At 59.0% G+C, this 18,966-nt stretch carries 20 protein-coding genes, 1 pseudogene and 1 riboswitch; of the genes and pseudogenes, 11 read left to right on the forward strand and 10 right to left on the reverse strand.

Annotated features, from left to right (window positions below):
- Positions 1-3 precede the first annotated feature (3 nt).
- Both nrdI and nrdH read right to left on the reverse strand, forming a co-directional pair.
- Positions 4-399: a class Ib ribonucleoside-diphosphate reductase assembly flavoprotein NrdI gene (gene nrdI / locus PH558_RS30100; RefSeq protein WP_095437443.1), complete on the reverse strand. Its 396-nt coding sequence runs from the start codon at positions 397-399 to the stop codon at positions 4-6.
- Between the two features lie 11 nt (positions 400-410).
- The gene (gene nrdH, locus PH558_RS30105) at positions 411-632 is read right to left on the reverse strand and encodes a glutaredoxin-like protein NrdH (RefSeq protein WP_095437442.1); all 222 of its coding nucleotides are present in this window, start codon (positions 630-632) and stop codon (positions 411-413) included.
- A gap of 249 nt (positions 633-881) precedes the next feature.
- Positions 882-1,099: riboswitch (cobalamin riboswitch) on the reverse strand.
- A 160-nt stretch (positions 1,100-1,259) separates the two neighbouring features.
- Between nrdH and PH558_RS30110 the strand changes: the two genes are divergently transcribed.
- The gene (locus PH558_RS30110) at positions 1,260-2,498 is read left to right on the forward strand and encodes a hypothetical protein (protein ID WP_285208076.1); all 1,239 of its coding nucleotides are present in this window, start codon (positions 1,260-1,262) and stop codon (positions 2,496-2,498) included.
- Between the two features lie 209 nt (positions 2,499-2,707).
- Here PH558_RS30110 and PH558_RS30115 read toward each other — a convergent pair whose 3' ends face one another.
- Positions 2,708-3,853 (reverse strand): acyltransferase family protein, encoded by a 1,146-nt coding sequence (locus tag PH558_RS30115; RefSeq protein WP_285208077.1) that lies wholly within the window; start codon positions 3,851-3,853, stop codon positions 2,708-2,710.
- Positions 3,854-4,113: 260 nt separating this feature from the next.
- Here PH558_RS30115 and PH558_RS30120 point away from each other — a divergent pair, with 260 nt between their 5' ends.
- Genes PH558_RS30120 through PH558_RS30145 form a run of 6 tightly spaced genes read left to right on the forward strand, consistent with a single transcriptional unit; the run spans position 4,114 to position 11,438 of the window.
- Positions 4,114-5,127 carry a LacI family DNA-binding transcriptional regulator gene (locus PH558_RS30120; RefSeq protein WP_285208078.1) on the forward strand — a complete coding sequence of 338 codons (1,014 nt, stop codon included), beginning with the start codon at positions 4,114-4,116 and terminating at the stop codon, positions 5,125-5,127.
- Between the two features lie 24 nt (positions 5,128-5,151).
- Positions 5,152-6,471: an ABC transporter substrate-binding protein gene (locus tag PH558_RS30125; RefSeq protein ID WP_285208079.1), complete on the forward strand. Its 1,320-nt coding sequence runs from the start codon at positions 5,152-5,154 to the stop codon at positions 6,469-6,471.
- 51 nt (positions 6,472-6,522) lie between these two features.
- A complete protein-coding gene (locus PH558_RS30130) occupies positions 6,523-7,368 on the forward strand; it encodes a carbohydrate ABC transporter permease (RefSeq protein ID WP_285208080.1) in 846 nt (281 codons plus the stop codon).
- Positions 7,365-8,198, forward strand: a complete 834-nt coding sequence (locus tag PH558_RS30135; RefSeq protein WP_095437437.1) for a carbohydrate ABC transporter permease — start codon at positions 7,365-7,367, stop codon at positions 8,196-8,198. The genes PH558_RS30130 and PH558_RS30135 overlap by 4 nt, the downstream gene beginning before the upstream one ends.
- A gap of 28 nt (positions 8,199-8,226) precedes the next feature.
- The gene (locus PH558_RS30140; RefSeq protein ID WP_285208081.1) at positions 8,227-10,335 is read left to right on the forward strand and encodes an ADP-ribosylglycohydrolase family protein; all 2,109 of its coding nucleotides are present in this window, start codon (positions 8,227-8,229) and stop codon (positions 10,333-10,335) included.
- A complete protein-coding gene (locus tag PH558_RS30145; RefSeq protein WP_285208082.1) occupies positions 10,335-11,438 on the forward strand; it encodes an ABC transporter ATP-binding protein in 1,104 nt (367 codons plus the stop codon). The genes PH558_RS30140 and PH558_RS30145 overlap by 1 nt, the downstream gene beginning before the upstream one ends.
- Positions 11,439-11,506: 68 nt before the next feature.
- On the opposite strand, the gene PH558_RS30150 is transcribed toward PH558_RS30145, so the two are convergent.
- Positions 11,507-12,244, reverse strand: coding sequence for a GntR family transcriptional regulator (locus PH558_RS30150; protein WP_285208083.1), 738 nt, complete (start codon positions 12,242-12,244; stop codon positions 11,507-11,509).
- A gap of 151 nt (positions 12,245-12,395) precedes the next feature.
- On the opposite strand from PH558_RS30150, the gene PH558_RS30155 reads away from it, so the two are divergent.
- The gene (locus tag PH558_RS30155) at positions 12,396-13,709 is read left to right on the forward strand and encodes an MFS transporter (RefSeq protein WP_095437433.1); all 1,314 of its coding nucleotides are present in this window, start codon (positions 12,396-12,398) and stop codon (positions 13,707-13,709) included.
- 30 nt (positions 13,710-13,739) lie between these two features.
- Complete coding sequence (gene manD / locus PH558_RS30160; protein ID WP_095437432.1) at positions 13,740-14,942, forward strand: D-mannonate dehydratase ManD; 1,203 nt, start codon at positions 13,740-13,742, stop codon at positions 14,940-14,942.
- Between the two features lie 42 nt (positions 14,943-14,984).
- Here the strand turns inward: manD and PH558_RS30165 are convergent, their stop codons facing one another.
- From PH558_RS30165 to PH558_RS30175, 3 genes are all read right to left on the reverse strand, one after another.
- Positions 14,985-16,082, reverse strand: coding sequence for an FUSC family protein (locus tag PH558_RS30165; RefSeq protein WP_285208084.1), 1,098 nt, complete (start codon positions 16,080-16,082; stop codon positions 14,985-14,987).
- Between the two features lie 216 nt (positions 16,083-16,298).
- Positions 16,299-16,841 (reverse strand): DUF1269 domain-containing protein, encoded by a 543-nt coding sequence (locus PH558_RS30170; RefSeq protein ID WP_095437430.1) that lies wholly within the window; start codon positions 16,839-16,841, stop codon positions 16,299-16,301.
- Positions 16,842-16,892: 51 nt separating this feature from the next.
- A complete protein-coding gene (locus PH558_RS30175; protein WP_095437429.1) occupies positions 16,893-17,183 on the reverse strand; it encodes a hypothetical protein in 291 nt (96 codons plus the stop codon).
- A 274-nt stretch (positions 17,184-17,457) separates the two neighbouring features.
- On the opposite strand from PH558_RS30175, the gene PH558_RS30180 reads away from it, so the two are divergent.
- Together PH558_RS30180 and PH558_RS30185 are read left to right on the forward strand one after the other, a co-directional pair.
- Positions 17,458-17,724 (forward strand): hypothetical protein, encoded by a 267-nt coding sequence (locus tag PH558_RS30180; RefSeq protein ID WP_285208085.1) that lies wholly within the window; start codon positions 17,458-17,460, stop codon positions 17,722-17,724.
- A gap of 59 nt (positions 17,725-17,783) precedes the next feature.
- Complete coding sequence (locus PH558_RS30185; RefSeq protein WP_095437427.1) at positions 17,784-18,263, forward strand: pyridoxamine 5'-phosphate oxidase family protein; 480 nt, start codon at positions 17,784-17,786, stop codon at positions 18,261-18,263.
- A gap of 72 nt (positions 18,264-18,335) precedes the next feature.
- On the opposite strand, the gene PH558_RS30190 is transcribed toward PH558_RS30185, so the two are convergent.
- The 3 genes and pseudogenes from PH558_RS30190 to PH558_RS30200 form a co-directional block, all read right to left on the reverse strand.
- Entirely contained in the window at positions 18,336-18,560 is a 225-nt protein-coding gene (locus tag PH558_RS30190) for a hypothetical protein (RefSeq protein WP_095437426.1), read from the reverse strand.
- A gap of 107 nt (positions 18,561-18,667) precedes the next feature.
- Positions 18,668-18,847 carry a hypothetical protein gene (locus PH558_RS30195; protein WP_285208086.1) on the reverse strand — a complete coding sequence of 60 codons (180 nt, stop codon included), beginning with the start codon at positions 18,845-18,847 and terminating at the stop codon, positions 18,668-18,670.
- A pseudogene (locus PH558_RS30200) lies at positions 18,822-18,966 on the reverse strand (dimethylsulfone monooxygenase SfnG); the annotation flags it as partial. The pseudogene PH558_RS30200 and the gene PH558_RS30195, both read right to left, overlap by 26 nt.

Consider the following 18,966-nt stretch of genomic DNA (forward strand, 5'->3'; position numbering starts at 1 on the left):
AGCTTAGCGTATCCAAAATCGTTCCAATCCCTGTCTGACATTGGCGACATCCTCATCCGTGCCCAGAAGTTCGAACCGATAGAGATACGGCACCTGGCATTTGGCAGAGATGATGTCGCCGGCGATCCCGTAGGTCGCGCCGAAGTTGCTGTTGCCCGCGGCGATGACCCCGCGGATGTTCGAACGGTTGCCCGCATCGTTGAGGAAGCGGATCACCTGCTTGGGCACGGCCCCCTTGCCACCGTCGCCGCAATAGGTCGGGACGATCAGGACATAGGGCGAGGTCGCACAAAACTCATCTCCCACGGCAAGCGGGATACGAGCAGCCGGCAATGCGAGCTTGACAACGAAGCGATGGGTATTTTCCGACCGGCTGGAGAAATAGACGATCTCGCCCACCGCCCGGCTCCCTAAGCGAGAGCGCTGATCATGTCGGGACGGAAGCCAGCCCAATGCAGTTCGCCGGCGACGACAACCGGAACCTGGCGATAGCCGAGACCCTGCACCAGCTCATAGGCGGCGGCATCGGTCGATACGTCGACGATAGTGTAGTCGATGCCTTGGCGATCAAGCGCACGAGTCGTGGCTGTGCACTGGACGCAGGCGGGCTTGCTATAGACGGTGATGCTCATGAGATATCCTCGTATGGATGGGCACGGAAAATCGCTCGGGCATCGGATGATGCCCGCTCGGCGGGTGAAAAGTGGAGGCAAACCTAGCCGGCGGCTGGACGCATTTAAGCGGCCGTCACTCGCGCGGGCGACTATGGATACTCAGGAACATGCACTTCACCCCGAAGTTGTTCATGCGGGATCTTCGAGGAAGCGACGGCGGCCATCATGCCGCATGGATCATCGCTCGCCAGCCGAACACCCCGCCCGTGGACGTCAATGCTCAAGGCAGGTCTCCTGGCTCGCGGGTCATAACATTCGTCCTGCCTTCCCAAGACACGAGGTCTCAGTGACGTCATCAAACGAATGCTCACCGCTCACAGTTGCGGGGGCAGCTCCGGCTTAGCGATCATCATGTTCGCCGACCGGATTCCCGTCTTAGCCTCCAATCCTTGCGAATCAGAAGAACCTCGAACACTAGATATAGTATCTTCGGTTAAAATTGCGTCAACTGCTTCGATGGCGTCAAGCCAATTTCGATGTTGATGAACTCCGACAATCTCGCCTGACGCGTGCACAGGGGGCTGGACAGATGCATCGTCACTTCTTTACGTTGCATATGTAATGTTATTACATAAAGGGCTCTCCATGCCAAACACAAGCTCTGGTACCTTCCTTGCAGCCTCATCCTTGGCTTGCGCCTTGCTGCTTCCCTTGCCGTCGTTTGCCGACGACGAAAAGGGGATGGAAAGCTGGCGACTATTCGTCGCCGATCACAGCCTGCCTATCGTCCGTGCGATCGATGCCTCGAGCGGCGAGGAAATCGGCCGGTTCGATCTTGACGGCTATGCCTCCCTGTCTCTCAGTCAGTCCGGCCGCACCATATTTGCCGTGCAAGGCGAAAAGAATGTGGTCCACGCGATAGCAACCGGCATATCCCTCTCCGACCACGGCGAACATCGCGATATCGAGCTTTCCGATCCGAAATTGCTTCCAGCATCGATCAAGGGCGAAAAGCCTGGGCACGTGGTGACCCACGGCAACGATGTCGCGATCTTCTATGACCGCGACGACAAGTTCGACCTCCTGTCCGAAAGTGGCCTTGCCGAAGGCAAAGCGGATATTCGTTCATTCCGGACCATCGCCGCCCACCACGGCGTTGCCGTTCCGATGGACAACCATCTTCTCGTGTCGGTGCCGAACATTGAGGCGCCTGTCAAGGAAGGCGAATTGCCGCCGCGCCTCGGCTTGCGCGTGCTGGACCGAAAGGGAGAGCAGGTCGGCGATATCAAGCGCTGCACAGGGCTTCATGGGGAAGCGACTTCCGCCCGGCTGGTTGCCTTCGGCTGCGAGGAAGGTGTCCTGATCGCTCGCCCCGGCGGTATCGACGGCCCAAAGGTCGAGATGCTCGCCTATGGCTCCTCCCTGCCAAAGGGCAAGGTCTCGACATTGCTCGGCGGCACGTCCATGCAATTCTTCCTCGGCAATTATGGTGAGCAGAAGGTCGTATTGATCGATTCGGACAATTCTGACCAACCCTACAAGCTGATCGAACTGCCGACACGACGGGTCGATTTCATACTCGATCCGGCAAAGCCGCAGATCGGCTACATTCTCACGGAGGACGGCAATCTGCATCTTCTTGATGTCGTGAAAGGCGCGATCGTGAAATCCGAGACCGTTACCGAACCTTACAGCAAGGACGGTCACTGGCGCGACCCGAGGCCTCGTCTGGCGATCGCCGGCAATCTCATCGCCATTACCGATCCGCGCCACAGCCTCGTGCGTATGGTCGATAACCAATCACTGAAGGAAGTCCGCAGCATTCCCGTCGAGGGACAACCCTTTGCGATCGTTGCGGCCGGCGGATCGGGCGCAGTACATTGAGAGCCTGAGGTGTAGAGGTTGTGATCCGCTTCAGATCATCGATCGTTCGTAGCCAGTATCTGACTGCCGTCGCCTTTTTGGAGCGCTATGTTTAAGCGCGATGCCATCGATCACCAACTGCAGATCATCGCAACGGAAGCCGGCTGTCCGGGCCGGCTCTCGACACTTGGCGATCGATAAGAGCCCGGCTTGCCAAACAGCCCTTGATATCAGGCAGCGTGCGGACGCAACTTTGCGTTCGCGGCACTCTCCAGACGAAGCTTCAGTTCGTAAACCACAGCGCAGATTGCCAAAGTGGCAACCGCAATTGGGATAAACGACACGGCGGACAAGAGCCCCATACGATCCAATCCGTAGGCGATCAGCAACATAACAGTCTGGTGGAGAACATAGTAGGTGAGAACCGCCCTGTTGAGATAGCGGATCACGGCGTTTTCCGATCGGCACCAAATCCTGGCATAGCCGAGAACGGCGACGATCGCGCACCATTGGAACGTACCACCAAGTATTCTCCCGACAGACAGCCGCCACATTTCTGGATCACTGGATGGCAGGCTGGGAAACAGGCATACCAAAGCCACCGCGCAAGCGACCGTCAGAATCAACGCCGGTCTCCGCATGTTGACAATAGCATCCCAGCAATCGTCACGCGTTGCCATCACAGCTCCCATCACGAACGCAGCCATATAAACGGCATGGCTATACCAATCAGTCAAAAACTCCAGTGACGGGGGGAAAATTGGTCTCAAAACGAGCCGAAGGAAAATGAACAGCAAGGCGGGCGCTATTAGTACCCATTTGCCCGTAAGCCAAGGGGCAAGCCGATCTCCAATATAGGACAACAACGATGGCCACACCGCCACCGCGAGCGTGATGATCACGGTATAGCTCCACAGATATAGGAGATACCAAAGATGCTGCATGCCGGCGAGCAGCGTCTGCTCACCGCTCGGCAAGGAAACCGGAGTCAAGGTCAGATAATTCCAGAAGACCTCCAAAAGGCTGATATGCACTCCCATCTCGGCGTTCAAAAATACATATATCTGTGGGGGAATCAGAAACGCCATGCCCGCCAGAAAAGGCAGCAATAATTGTCTTGTCCGCGCACTTCTCAATGCGCCTGGAGGACGCTTCACAAGCAGCATGCCAGTCACGGCGCCGGAGATGAAAAACAACAGCGTCATTCGCCACGGATGCGTCAACAAATGGATTATATCGAAGGCGGGAGAACTGTCCGGTGCCTTCAGCATGAAATTTCTCGAATTATAAATCAGGCTAACGTGGTAGACGATCAGCAGCAAAAATGCTGCCACCCTGACAAAATCCAGATCATGCCGACGTGATGGTCTCTCCATATTTTCGCATTTTAGATTTCAACCATTAATTGATTATGTAGTGAACTACTCAAAATTTCCCGTTGGGCCGCAAGCCTCCCTGAAGCTTGGCCGAGCAGGCCAGAGCACCCTGAGGCGAACGCCCATATCGAAAAACGGCACCTTTCCCAAGCACGGCAGTCTCTCCGCCAAAAGGATGGGCAGAGCCCGACGGGACGCTTGACACTCAGCCAGCGAACTTTTATTGATACGTATAACTAATACGTATAAGTACGCGAGCGATGACAAACGGACGAGCAACGCAAAAGGATGTCGCAAGGGCTGCGGGGGTCTCGCAGGCCACCGTTTCCATGGTGCTGAGCGGCGGCGGAGCATCCATACCGGCGGAGACATGGGAGCGCATCACCAAGGCGGCAAAGGACCTCGGCTACGTACCAAACCGTTTTGCGCAAGCGCTCAAGACGAGCCGCACGATGACCATCGCCTGCATCGTGCCCGACATCACCAATCCGTTCTATCCGTCTTTGATTCGCGGCATTCAGTCGATCGCCGACGGCCAGAACTACGATGTGATCACGGTCAACACGGACGGGACGCCCGAGCGCGAGCGTCATTTTCTCGATTGGGCCCGACAGGGCCGTGTCGATGGCGTGGTCGGCGTCTTCTTCACGCTGAAGGCCAAGGATTTCAATCCCTTGGTCGAGGCCGGCGTTCCCATAGTGAGAATTGAATCATCCAAGAAGCGCGGTGGCGAAATTCCGATCGACGACATCTATGTCGACAGCAGGGCGGCGGCGCAGACGGTGACGGAATATCTGCTGCGCCTCGGTCACAAGCGCATCGCGCTCGTCGCCGGTCGCGGCGGTCCGCAGGCCCATCGTATCGAGGGTTATCGTACGGCGCTCTCAAAACTCGGCCATCCCGATCACGTCGTCATTGATGACGAATTTTCCGAGATGGGCGGCGTCCGCGCGGCCGAGAGCATCCTCGGCGGCGATTTCAGACCGACCGCCATCTTTGCCGCAAACGACCTGATGGCGATCGGGGTAATGCAGTCGCTGCGCGAGCACGGCATCCGCATTCCCGAGGATATCGCCGTCGTCGGTTTCGACGATATTTCCGCCGCCAAGCTCGTCACCCCGACGCTGACGACGGTCGCGCAATTTCAATGGAAAATGGGAGAACGTGCCGCGCAGACGCTGATGGATCGCCTTCGCGGACAGAAAACCGGTGCTGGAACCGCTGTTGAAATGCCTTTCGATCTCATCGTCAGGGGTTCGACGCGCAACGAATAAAATCAAATCGGGAGGAGAAAACCGATGCACAGACGTACAGTTTTGAAAGCCGGCTTCGGCCTGGCTGCCCCGCCGCTTATGTCCCGCTTCGCATTCGCGGCGGATCAAAAGCCCATATCCTTCTGGTACGAATCCGCTTCGCCAGAGAACCAAGATAACCTCAAGAACATTCTGATCGACCCGTTCAATGCGGCACATCCCGAAGACCTCCTGAGCATCGACTTCCGCGGCTCGGATCTCGACAAGCAGCTGCGCGTCGCGATGCTGGCCGGCACCGGCCCCGATGTCGTCTTCACGGCCGGCCCGAGTTATGTCGCGGCAATGGCACAGGCCGGTCAGCTTATGCCGCTTGACGACTACGCCAAGAAATACGGATGGGACGAGCGTCTGCTGCCGCTCTTCCTCGATCTCGGCCGCTACAATGGCAAGCTCTACGCGCTCGCGAAGACATACGAAACGCTCGGCCTCTTCTACAACAAGACCTTGTTCGAACAGAACAAATGGAAGGTCCCAACGACGATATCAGATTTCGAGGCGCTTGCCGACGAGATGAAGGCCAAGGGCCTGACCCCATTCGGTGCCGGCAATGCCGACTGGCGCCCGGCCAACGAGCATTATGTCTCGATCGCCATCAATTCGATTGCCGGACCCGAGAATGTCTACAAGGCGCTGACAGGCGCCATTCCGTGGACCGATCCCGCCTTTGTCCACTCGATCGACAAGCTCGCGGAGTGGTGGGATAAGGGATATTTCGGCGACAACTATTTCTCGCTGACGCTTGAGCAAGCCTTTGCGCAGATCGCCAGCGGCCAGGCCGGCATGGCGCCGACCGGCACCTGGAACTTCACCAACGTCCAGACCTATTTCCCGCAGAACAACGCGGAACCCGGTTTCGTCGGCTTCCCGAGCGAGAAAGGCGATCCGATCTTCGCACTCGGCATCGGCTCGACGCTGTCGATCAACGCCAAGTCGGGCAATGCCGATGGCGCCGCAGCCGTTCTCGACTACATGTTCACGGACGACTACTACAGCAAGATGAACTCCGTCTGGCAGGGCGAATGGAACCTGCCGCTGGCTGATCTCTCCAAAGTCAAGCTTTCCGATAAGGTCTTGCCCCTCTACGAGGACGCCATGAAGGAGCTGGCAGGCGCAGTCGCCGCCGGCAAATACGGCTACACGACCTGGACCTTCCTGCCGCCGGCCACAGACACATACCTGGTCAGCGGCATGGAAGAGGTCTGGCTCAAGAAAACGAAGTCGGCCGACTTCCTGAAGAAGCTTGACGAGACCTTCAAGCAGGAACGTGACGCCGGCAAGGCGCCGGCGGTCCCGCCCCGCACCTGACAAGCCGCCGCAGGACGGCGCTGAAAGCGCCGTCCTCGTCCGGAGGATATTATGCACCGACTCTATCTCGTTCCGACGATGATCATTAATATCATCATCGTCCTCGTCCCTGCTTTGCTGACGGTGGCACTCGCCTTCTGCAACTGGGACGGCATTTCCCCGCCCACCTTCGCGGGCCTCGACAATTTCCGCGCGCTTGCCGGCGACCGCGTCTTCTGGCTGGCGCTCGGCAACAACATCATCTGGACCATCGTCTTCCTGACGGTGCCAATCCTCATGGGGCTGCTTGCCGCCTCGATGCTGCTGATCGTGCGCCGCGGCAGCAATTTCTTTCAGGTCGTCTATTTCCTGCCCGTCGTCATCGCGACCGCGATCACGTCCCGCATCTGGCAGGGGATGATCTATAGCCCCGTGACCGGCGTCTTCGGCCTCCTCAAGAAATACGGATTGCCGATCCCCAATCCGCTAACCCAGCCGTCGATCGCACTCTTCGGCGTCGCAACCGTCGACCTGTGGCACTGGTGGGGCTTTCTCTGCGTCATCTTCTTCGCCGCATTGCGGCAGGTGCCGCAGGAGCAGATCGAGGCGGCCCGCATCGAAGGCGCCACCTATTTCCAGATGATGCGCTATGTGCTGCTTCCCGGCATCCGGCCTACGATTACGCTGATGATGATCATGACCGTTATCTGGTCGTTCCTCGCCTTCGATTTCGTCTACATCCTCACCCAAGGCGGCCCCGCCTTCTCTAGCGAACTGTTGTCGACACTCGCCTATCGCAAGGCTTTCTATGATCTGAACGTCGGACAGGCGGCCGCGGCAGCCCTCGTCATCAGCCTGTTCGGGCTGGTCGGCACCTTCTTCTACGTGCGCATCCAGACCAGGGAGGGCGAACAATGAGGCTCGTGGAAAGCCGCTTGACCCTCTGGGTCTGCTATATCCTTCTCGGCATATTCGCCTTCATTGCCCTCTTCCCGATCGCCCTTCTGGTGCTGAACTCGCTGAAGTCGGCGGCTCAGATCGTGCAGAATCCACTCGGCCTGCCGCAACTGATCCGTTGGCAGAATTTTGCCAATGCCTGGAATCACGCGAAATTTTCGCAAACCTTCGTCAACTCGCTGATCGTTTCCGGCACGACGATCGCGCTCGTCTGCACGACATCGTCGCTGACGGCCTATGTGATCGCGCGCCGTAAGATCAAAAGCTGGAAGATCTTCACCTTCTATCTGCTGGCGACTACGACCGCACCGATCCAGCTCTATATCTTCCCGCTCTATTTCGGCTTCGCCAAGCTCGGGCTCATCAACAACATCTTCGGCGTGGCGCTGATCTACACCGCGCTCTACAGCCCCTTTGCCGTGATGCTGCTCAGAACCTATTTCCTGGCGGTTCCAAAGGAGCTTGAGGAAGCAGCGATCGTCGACGGCGCTACGCATTGGCAGGTCTTCTGGCGGGTGATGCTGCCGATCGTCTCGCCGGGCATCCTCACCGTGGCGCTGATTATCGGATTGAACTCCTGGAACGAGTTCCTGATCGCCACGACCTTCCTGCAGAAGCAGGAGAACATGACCGCCGTCATCGCCTTCTTCCTGCTGTCCGGCCAGTACAGCTCCGATTGGGGTGAGATCATGGCCGCAGCGCTCATTATCGTCGTGCCCGTCGTCGCGCTTTTTGTCTTCATGCAGAAGCGCTTCATCGAGGGCATGGCTGGCGGCTCCGTCAAGGGCTGAACGAATTTATCGATAAATGGAGTAAGCAATGCAGCTTCCGAACGACTATCTCGAACGTGTCTATGCTGGCGTGCTGGGCAAGCTCATCGGCGTCTATCTCGGCCGCCCCTTCGAGGGGTGGACCTACCAGAAGATCATGGAGGAACTCGGCCCTATCGAATATTACGTGCATGAACGCCTGAACCAGCCGCTCGTCGTCACCGACGACGATGTCGCTGGCACCTTCACCTTCATCCGCGCGCTGGAAGATTACGGCATCAAACCGAACCTCTCGGCCGAGGAAATCGGCAAGGCCTGGCTCAACTACATCGTCGAGGAACGCGCGATCCTCTGGTGGGGCGGCAATGGCAACTCCACCGAACACACCGCCTGGCTCAATCTCAAAAAGGGCGTGCCAGCCCCGCAGTCCGGTTCGATCGCGACCAATGGCCGGGGCGTTGCCGAGCAGATCGGCGCCCAGATCTTCATCGATGGATGGGCGATGGTCGCCCCTGGCCAGCCGGAACTCGCGGCCAAGCTTGCGGAACAGGCCGGCAAGGTCAGCCATGATGGCGAATCCGTTTATGCCGCCATGCTGTGGGCGGCGATGGAGGCCGAAGCTTTCATCGCCTCAGACATCGACCATCTGATCGACACGGGGCTGAAGCAGATCCCGAGCGATAGCCAGATCGCCAAGCTGATTGCCGACATCAGGGCCTGGCACAAGGCTCATCCCGATTGGCGCGACACGCGCCAGAAGATCCAGGACAATTACGGCTACGACAAATATCCCGGCAACTGCCATATCATGCCCAATCACGCGCTGATGATCATGACGGTGCTCTATGCGCCGCACGATTTCCAAAAGGCGCAGATGATCGTCAACACATCGGGCTGGGATACCGACTGCAACGCCGGCAATGTCGGCTGCCTGCTCGGCATCATGAACGGCCTCAATGGACTTGCCGAAGGGCCGGACTTCCGCGGCCCTATCGCCGATCGCATGCTGATCTCGTCTGCCGACGGCGGCAATTCCATCAACGATGCCGTGCGTCAGGCCTATTTCTTGACCAATCTCGGTCTCCAGCTTGCCGGGCAACAATCGCTCAAGGCCCCGAAAAACGGTGCGCAATTTCACTTCTCGCTTCCCGGCAGCCAGCAGGGCTTCCGCCCACTGACAGGTCTCGACGCGACAGGCGGCGTGCGTGTCGGCAATGCCGAATTCGAAAGCGGCCGCGCGCTGACGATCGATTACGAAGCCCTCGGACCGGCGCAAAGCGCCGTCGTGACGACGCCGACCTTCTCGCCACGCGAAATGCTCGACATGCGCACCTACGACCTGATGGCGACACCACTCGTCTATCCGGGCCAGACGGTGAAGGCCCGCGTCAAGGCCAACGGCCAGAACCGCGGCATAATCGAAGCGCGTTTGCGCATCCGGGTCTATGATGGACGCGATCAGTTGAGCGACATCGACTCGGCGCCGGTCGTCATAGAACCGGGCTCGGAAGCCATTCTCGAATGGACCCTTCCTGAGATCGACGGCCAGCCGATCGCCGAGATCGGCATCGTCGTAACCGGCACCGGCAGGCGCGCCGATGGCCGCCTGTTCGTCGATTATCTCCGCTGGGACGGCGTGCCCAAACTGACATTGAAGCGCCCGGCAGGCGATGGCGATTTCTGGCGCATGGCTTGGGTGAACGGCGCAAGCTTCTTCTCCAAGCGCTTCCCAGCCGCCTTCCGCATCGCGCAGAACCGAGGCGAAGGCATCATCATTCACGGCACGCGCCAATGGGCCGACTACCAGGCCTCGGGCCAGGTTATGATCCATCTCGGCAATTACGGTGGCCTTGCCATCCGCGCTCAGGGCCTACGCCGATACTACGGCGCCCGCGTGACACGCGACGGCAAGATGCAGATCGTCAAAGTGCGCGACGAGGAAACCAAGGTTCTTGCCGAAACCGCCTTCAAGACCGAGTTCGACAAGCATATCGCCATGAAGGTCTCGGCGCAGGGTGCGCGCATCACCTTCGAAGCCGACGGTGTTTCGGTGACGGCGGAAGATACCGCCGCCGATGCCTTCCGTGACGGCGGCGTCGGCCTTCTCATCCATGAAGGCGCCTTGTCATCGAACGAGATCCGGATCGGAGGGGTATGATGGCAACGGTCAGCATCGATAAGGCACGCAAGGCCTATGGCGCCGTGGAAGTTCTCCACGGCGTCTCCGCCGACATTGCCGACGGCGAATTCGTCGTGCTTGTGGGCCCCTCGGGCTGCGGCAAGTCAACCCTCCTCAGAATGATCGCCGGCCTTGAAGATATTACCGGCGGCACGATCAGCATCGGAGGGCGCGTCGTCAACAACCTGCCGCCCAAGGAGCGCGACATATCCATGGTCTTCCAGAATTATGCGCTCTACCCGCATATGACGGTTGCCGAAAACATGGCCTTCTCGCTGACACTTGCCGGAGCCGCGAAGGAAGAAAAGCAAAAGCGCGTGGCACATGCTGCGCAGATTCTCGGCCTCACCGATCTCCTCGGGCGCTATCCCCGCCAGCTCTCCGGCGGCCAGCGCCAGCGCGTCGCCATGGGCCGTTCGATCGTCCGCAATCCGCAAGTCTTTCTGTTCGACGAACCTCTGTCCAATCTGGACGCGAAGCTTCGCGTCGCCATGCGCGCCGAGATCAAGAGCCTGCACCGGCGCCTGGCAACGACGACCATCTACGTCACCCACGACCAGGTCGAAGCCATGACCATGGCCGACCGCATCGTCGTCATGAACGGCGGCCATATCGAGCAGATCGGCAAGCCGCTCGAGCTTTACGACAACCCGCAAAGCACCTTCGTTGCCGCGTTCATCGGCTCGCCGGCCATGAACCTCCTGAATGGACGCTTCGACACTGATGGCGGAAAGCCTGTCTTCAAGACCAATGAAGGCGTCCTGTTGCCCCTGCCCGACAACACTCCCAGGGTTTCCGGCGTGAAAGGCGTCTACGGCATCCGACCGGAATATCTCATCCTCGCGCCCGCAAATATCGGCATTCCCGCGCGCGTGGTGGTGGTAGAGCCGCTCGGTTCCGAAACGCATATAACGGCAATCGTGGGCGGGCAGACAATCGTCACCGTCTTCCATGACCGGCTCGATATCGAACCGGAAGAGACGATCTGGCTGCAGCCGCGGACGGAACGGATCTGCCTGTTCGATGCCGGCGGGCGCCGGCTGACCGATACGGCCGTCGAGCGAGACCTGCAACATTCGTGACGCCAAAGCGCCGCCGTAAGGCGGCACTTCAACCCGCGCCATGTCGAATTTGCGGGATACATGCTCGATCAGTTGTTCGGCCCGGCGACACCGGTCCTGACTGCCATATCGGCAAGACTGACATCGAGTGTTGCCGGATCGATCGACTGGCGCACCTTCAGCAACATATTGCCGAGGTCCTCCATCATCTCTCGCACGAACTTCTCGGTGCGGATGCGGTCTCCCGAAACGATAAAGCGCAGCAGGGATATATGGCTCCCGACAGTTGTCTCCATCGGAGCGCCAGGGCCGAGATAGGTATGATAGATCCATCCGGTGCGGCGATAGAGCGTCTGGAGTGGAATGAGCGTGTTCGCCAGGAGCGGCTCTCCGGATGCCGTCAGGATCGCTCTGTTCAATAGGCGGTCCGTGACATTGAATCGCTCAAGGCTGAGTTCCGCCTTGGAAGCCTCCAGATCGGTAATGAAGGTTCTGAGGATCTTGTGATCCTGAGGCGTCGCCCGCTCGGTCGCAAGCCCGCAGGCAATCGCCTCCATTTCCGTACGCAAGGGAAGCAACGTCCGCTCCTGCGCCAGATTGACAGGCGCGATCCGGAGGCCTGAGCGCGGGCTGACATGGATAAGCTGGTTTGCGGAGAGGCGCTTGACCGCGTCGTGGACAGGCGTGCGGCCGAGGCCCGACTGCTGCTGCAGCTGCTGGATCGTGTAGCGTGCGCCGGGCAGCAGCTCGGTGGAAACGATCATGCTTTCAAGGCGATCATAGGCTTCCTCCGACAGGCTTCGAGACTGCTTTTCCTTTTTGATCATCGCTCTGTCGATCTTTTCCGGCTCGAATTCACCACCGTCCTCCCGCCCGATTCACGAAAGTCGGTATTGACTTTTGGCTGTCTATATCAAAATCATTGCCTCATGTGAAATTTCAGATTACCAGTGTGATATTTCTTTGAGGGAGGAGTTTATGACAATCGAACACGCATCAGCCGTTGGCGCCATGCGGCGACCATCCACCAATCGACGCTGGTGGATCGGCGCGCTTCTCGCGCTCGGCGTTCTCGTCAATTATTTTGACCGGGTGAACCTGACGGTCGCTTCGCCGCTCATTCAGGACGATTTTCACATCGGCCCTGCAGAAATGGGCATCTTGTTCAGCGCCTTCGGCTGGACCTACGGTTTCCTGCAAATTCCTGTCGGAATGCTACTTGACCGTTTCGGCGTAATGCGGGTCATGCGTTGGAGCACATTCTCCTGGGGTGTCGCCTCCGTCATCACGGCCTTTTCGACGGGCATGCAGACGCTCTTTCTTTCCCGCATGCTCCTGGGCGTAGCGGAAACTCCGGGCTTCCCGGCCAATTCGAAGGCGACCGGCTATTGGTTCCCACGCCATGAACGCGGTCTCGCAACCGCGCTCTTCGATGCTGCCGCGAAATTCTCCAATGTCATCGCCATTCCGCTGGTCGCCTTCCTGATGCTGCATTTCGGCTGGCGCGGCGGCTTCCTGGCGACGGCTGTCATCAGCTTCGTCTTCTTTGCCATGTTCTGGCTGTTCTACCGCGATCCCAGTGCCGACAGGAACCTTTCCGATGAGGAGCGGACCTACCTGAAGGCCGGCGGCGCTGCCCAGGAAGGCGAAGCCTTGGCCAATGCCGTCGGCATGCTCGGCTACCTCCTGCGCAATCGCAAGGTCTGGGGCCTTTCGATCGGCTTTGCCGCCTATGGTTACGCTTTCGCCCTCTTCATCTTTTGGCTGCCGGATTATCTGGTCAAGGAGATGCACATGGACATCCTGAAATCGGCAAGCTTCACGACGATCCCATGGATCTTCGCGACGATTTCGGATCTCCTGATCGGCGGCTGGCTGATCGACCATCTCATCCGCAAGGGCCACGACGAATCCAAGGTTCGCAAGTCGATCATCGTTTTCGGCATGCTGATGGGGCTTGCCGTCGTCGGCGCCGGCCTCACGGCCGATCCCTATTGGGCCATCCTCTGGATCACGATTTCGTTGAGCGGCCTTGCCGCTGCCGCACCGGCCGGATGGTCGATCCCTGCGCTGATCGCTCCCAAAGGTGGCGCGGCCACGGTTGGCGGCATCATGAACTTCCTGAACAGCGTCACCGGCATCGCCGCGCCGATCATCACCGGCTTCATCGTAGGCGCCACGCAGTCCTTCAGCCGCGCCTTCCTTCTGGCCGGGGCGATGCTGGCGATCGGCATCGTCTCCTATGTCTTCGTCCTCGGCCGCATCGAACCGATCGCCGATCCGAAGGCATGATTTACATTCTTAGACCATGAAAGGGTTTCCATGAAAATCACCAATGCGAAGGTCATCGTCTGCTCGCCCGGACGCAACTTTGTCACGCTCAAGATCGAGACAGACGAAGGGATTTACGGCATCGGCGACGCCACGGTGAACGGCCGCGAACTGGCCGTCGCCTCCTATTTGCAGGATCACCTCGTTCCCTGCCTCGTCGGTCGCGATGCATCGCAGATCGAGGATATCTGGCAATATTTCTACAAGGGTGCCTATTGGCGCCGCGGCCCAATCACCATGGCGGCAATCGCCGCCGTGGACGTAGCACTGTGGGACATCAAGGCCAAGGCGGCCAACATGCCGCTCTATCAACTGCTCGGCGGAGCCAGCCGCACGCATATGCTGGCCTATACCCACGCCAACGGCGAGACGATCGAAGAGACGGGCGACAAGGTCGCCGCCTTCAAGGAACAAGGCTGGAAGGCAATCCGCGTGCAGAGCGCCGTTCCCGGCCTGCCCATCACCTATGGCGTCGAAAAGGTCGGTTCGCTGGCCCAGGCGGAAGACAAGCCAAGGGAAACGTTATGGGATACGCCGACCTATCTGCGGTTCCTGCCGAAGCTCCTCGACCATCTGCGCGATCGCTTCGGTTATGATCTCCATCTGCTGCACGACGTCCACCATCGCCTGACGCCGCAGGAAGCGGCAGGGCTCGCGAAGGAGGTGGAGCGCCACAGGCTCTTCTGGCTCGAAGACGCAGTTCCGGCCGAAAACCAGGAATCCTTCCGCCTCATCCGCCAGCACTCGACCACGCCGCTCGCACTCGGCGAGGTCTTCAACTCGATCCATGATTGCCGGCAGCTGATCCAGGAGCAGCTGATCGACTATATCCGCACGACGCCGCTGCATGCCGGCGGCATCACGCATGTGCGGCGCATCGCCGATCTCGCCGGCCTCTATCACATCCGCACGGCCTGCCATGGCGCGGCCGACATGTCGCCGATCACGATGGGTGCGGCTCTGCATTTCGATCGCTGGGTGCCGAATTTCGGCATTCAGGAATATGCCTTCCATCCGAACGAAGCCAAAAACGTCTTCCCGTATGAATGGCATCTGAAGGACGGTCATCTCTACAGCGGCGAAAAGCCGGGGCACGGCGTCGACTTCGACGAGAAGGCAGCCGAGAAATACCCCTATCGGCAAGCCTATCTCGATGTCGCGCGGCTTTCCGACGGAACCATGTGGAGCTGGTGATTACATTGCAGGCCAGCCGGCTTTCCGGGCCGGCTGGTCCTTTCAGTCGACATCGCTTTCGCGGATCCGATCGGCAAGATCGAGAAAATTCTGCCTAATCCGGCGCAGAGTGAAATCAAGTCCAAACAGACGGCCGGTCTCGTTGAAGTCCATCGATTGGGCCTCTGTCGAATTCTGCAGAGCGCTGAAAGCGGCTTCGAAGGCCTCATCACCGGCGGAGAGCACCTTGGGATCGATCTCGTCGCCTGAACGAAGCGCCCGGCCACATGCTTCCGCGAAGCGGGCCTGTGCCTCGAGCACTTGCCCTGCTTGCGGCCCGATCGCTTCGACGATCGCCGGTGGGAACGGCGTTTCCACGATATGGCTGACATAGGTCATGTCGTTGCGAATGCGCCAGAGGGAGCGAGGGATAGCCTCAGAAATCCCATGCTTCGTCAACCAGAAGGCGCGCTCGCGCTGCGCGTCGGTCAAAAGCGTTTCCGTTGCCATCAGCGATTGACGCAGCGCGATATTGGCTTCCGAAGCCGAGACCGGCTCGCCTTTTTCGACTGCGGTTGCCAGAGTGCGCAATATCTGCGCCATGACATCGAGGGCCGATCCGAAACGATCGAGCACCATGGTTCGCGAACGCGTCGGCAGGATGAAGAGACTGGCGAGCACGCCGACGACACCGCCTAACGTGATCTCGGCGATACGGTCGATGACGAAAATCTCGACAGGAACGGCGGCCGAATGCGTCAGCATGACGATCGCCGCCGTCAGCCCGGCATTGCGCAGGCGAGGGACGCGCGCTGACACAAAACTCGAAAAGCCGACGACACAGATAAGCGCGATCCCGATAGCGAGTGGCTCTTGCGGTGTGACGAACACCGCTGCTCCTCCGAGCATAGCTCCGGCGACGGTCGCCACCAGACGGTCGACAGCCATGCCGGCGGTGGCGCCGACAGATGCCTGCATGACGATCAGCACGGTGAAGACGGCCCAATAGCCTTGCTGAAGGTGTAGGAGCTGGGAGACGGCATAGGTGATCGTGCAGGCGATCATGACCCGCAGTGCCTGCACCGCGGCGCGCTTGGTCTGGATCAGCGATATCCTGGGCTTTGGTGGGGGCTGGCTTTGAGGCGATACGGATTCGGTCATCGCGCTACTTTTGATCTGAAAACGTATGCTGACAATGGCCTTAGGGTCTTGCCCCTCCCCCTGCTGCAACGCCAATCGCAGGAAGAACCCGCAGCTTACAATGGCAGTGTTCGTCCTGATATGGAAGGAGAGCGAATAATAGCAAATCACCCGGTGTCTCGCCGTGCCCTCTGCGGAAGCACGGCTTGACTGACCGTTACGGATCGGATTTTACGCTCAAACGGTGGCGGACGCCGCAGATGGCAGTGAGGTCTCCTCAACGAGAACCTGTCGCAGCCGTGCTTCCTGATCCGGCGAAAGCGAAGTGCGCAACAGCCGCGCATGCTCGCCCTTGAATTCGGCAAGGACCTTCTCGGGCTGAACCTTGCGGATCAGCAGGAAGAGCGCGGAACTATGCACCGGAATGGTTTCGGCAAGCTTTTCGATGAGGCCGTCGTCGATGCCGTAATCGGCCATCGATCCGGCAAGAGCACCGGAGCCGGCACCGATCGCACCGCCGACCACCAGGCCCGCAAGAGGATTGAGGAAGATCAGGCCAACGAGGGAACCCCACAACGCACCCGAAAGGCCGCCACTTGCGGCACCGGCAGCGGTCAGATTAACGCTCTGCTTAAGACGGACCTTACCGGATTCGTCACGAATTGCGATAACGGCATCTTCCAGATCGATCAGATATTCTTTCTCGAGCTGAACGAGACGGTTAAGGATAGCATCCGCCTTATCGGCATCATCGAAACCAAGCACTATGAGTTCTGACATCGAAGTCCTCCAGGTCGTTTTGTCGAGACAAGAAGTAGGGCATCGGGCCGACTAGTGAACAGCCGTGCTGATCAACCGGTAAGGATGAGTAGCATTGAACTGCGAGATCATTGCGACAGCCTGCTGCAGCAATTGTTCCGCTTGTTCGGGATCGTCGCGCGCCAGTTCATCGGCATGGATGCGGATCGCTTGCGCCATATTGGTCGAAAGCGCCGCAAATTGCTGATTGCCTTCGACGAGAGCCTCGCGTGCATTGCCCTCCAGCGTCCGGGCGGCGTCAATGAGGATTTCCTCGCGCTCTTCGACGCTGAGGTCTTCGATGGTTCTGGTTCTATCTTCCATTTTGGTCACTCCTAACAGACGTGATTGCAGCCGAGCTCATAAAGCCTCGACCGCTACTCACGTAGGAAGACGCAAATTCGGGTTCAAGGTTCCCTTCTGCCCATCCCGCTGGCCGCGAAACCTTGTCATCACGTCGCAGCCGATACGGAACAATGCGGCTGCCGTACGGTTTGATTGATATGGCCCGGCCGCCTTTTCACGCGGAAAAGCTCCCGGCCGTGCTGCATTCGACGTGACGCGAGATCATGGGGATCAGACGAACAGGACAATCGACATGACGGACACGCGACAAGACAAAGGCAATGCAAGGACCGAGCATGACGCCACGCATCATGGCATCGGATCCGTTCCTGCCGACCAGACCAAAGGCGAGATCGACGCGGCGTCGAAGCACGTCAAGGAGCGCACTCCGGACGATCTGCCCAATATCGAAGCGGAGAAGGAGGCCGTGCGCCAGCACGACGATGCCTTCGTCGTAAAGAGCGATCTCGAAGATGCGGATCAGCGTGAGGCTGCACCAGGAACCCGCGAGCAGCCGTAGGCTTCATCGGGATGATTTCACCCGCTCCATCCTTTTGCAATCAAGAACAGGAGACAGCCATGACCGACACCGACGAAAACGCCCGCGTTTGGGAGCTGGTCGACAAGATCGGCTTTTGCATGTTGACCACGCAAATATCCGGTAGCCTGCGCGCCCGGCCGATGGCGGCGCATCCGGAGCCAATTGAAAATGCAATCTACTTCCTGACGGATGTTGCGGGCCACAAGGATGAGGAGATCGCCCGCTGGCCGAATGTCTGCCTCGCCTTTGCCGACACCCGGGGTCAAAAATATGTTTCGATATCCGGGACGGCTGAAATCAGCAACGACCGCGAACGCGTCAGGGATCTCTGGTCCACGGGCGCCAGGGCCTGGTGGGACAGCGCCGACGATCCCTCGATCCGCGTTTTGAAGGTAACGCCCGTCTTCGCCGAGTATTGGGATAGCCCCGGCAGCATCATCAGCTACATCAAGATGGCGGCCGCCGCAGTCTCGAATACAAGACCCGACATGGGCGACAATGTAAAGGTCGAGCTTTAGCCTTTAGCTGGAGCCATGCCGCGCATATGTGGCGGCATGGCTTGCGTCAGGCCCTGAGAAGGGCACGAATTGCTATTCTTCCCATTCCTCGTCGTCGGCGGAAAGCAGATCCACCAGCGCTGCCACCTTCCCGGCGGGCAGATGGCGGCCTTCGCCGATCAAAGCCTCATCGCTGTTGACCCATGCCCACGCCTCGGACAGTTCCGTTGGCGTTGCACCTGTCGCAACAATATCAGCGATAAGGGCCTCGTCTACAGGGCCGAGTACGGAGGTGACGTCTTGTGAGGTCAATGTCATGTCCTGCTCCTCTTCCTGTTTGTCAGACCATGAGCATCCCTGGAATATAGAAACTCGGGGATGAACTTCCACCCGGGACCAAGCCGCGCCGGTGTGAAATATCTCCATCAATCGATTGAAATATCAGGGAAGATCTCCCTCACCGCAAAGGAAATCTTGCCGGTGAGGGAGGTTGATTGCATCTCAGTGTCGCGGTTCGCCGAAATATGGGCGCCAGCTTTGAAAGCGCAGGAGATCAAAGCGTGTTGCGTGGGGAAGCGCTTACTCCGCAGCCACAGCAACAGCATCCCGAGTTTCCTCGAGCGCACGCACCAGCGGAATGACGTGCTTGCCGAAATATTCGACCTCTTCCTGGAAATGCAGGAAGCCGAGAAGGATCAGATCGGCACCCACCTGCTTCAGAGCG

The organism is Rhizobium pantanalense (genome assembly GCF_030182525.1).
Lineage (GTDB): Bacteria > Pseudomonadota > Alphaproteobacteria > Rhizobiales > Rhizobiaceae > Rhizobium.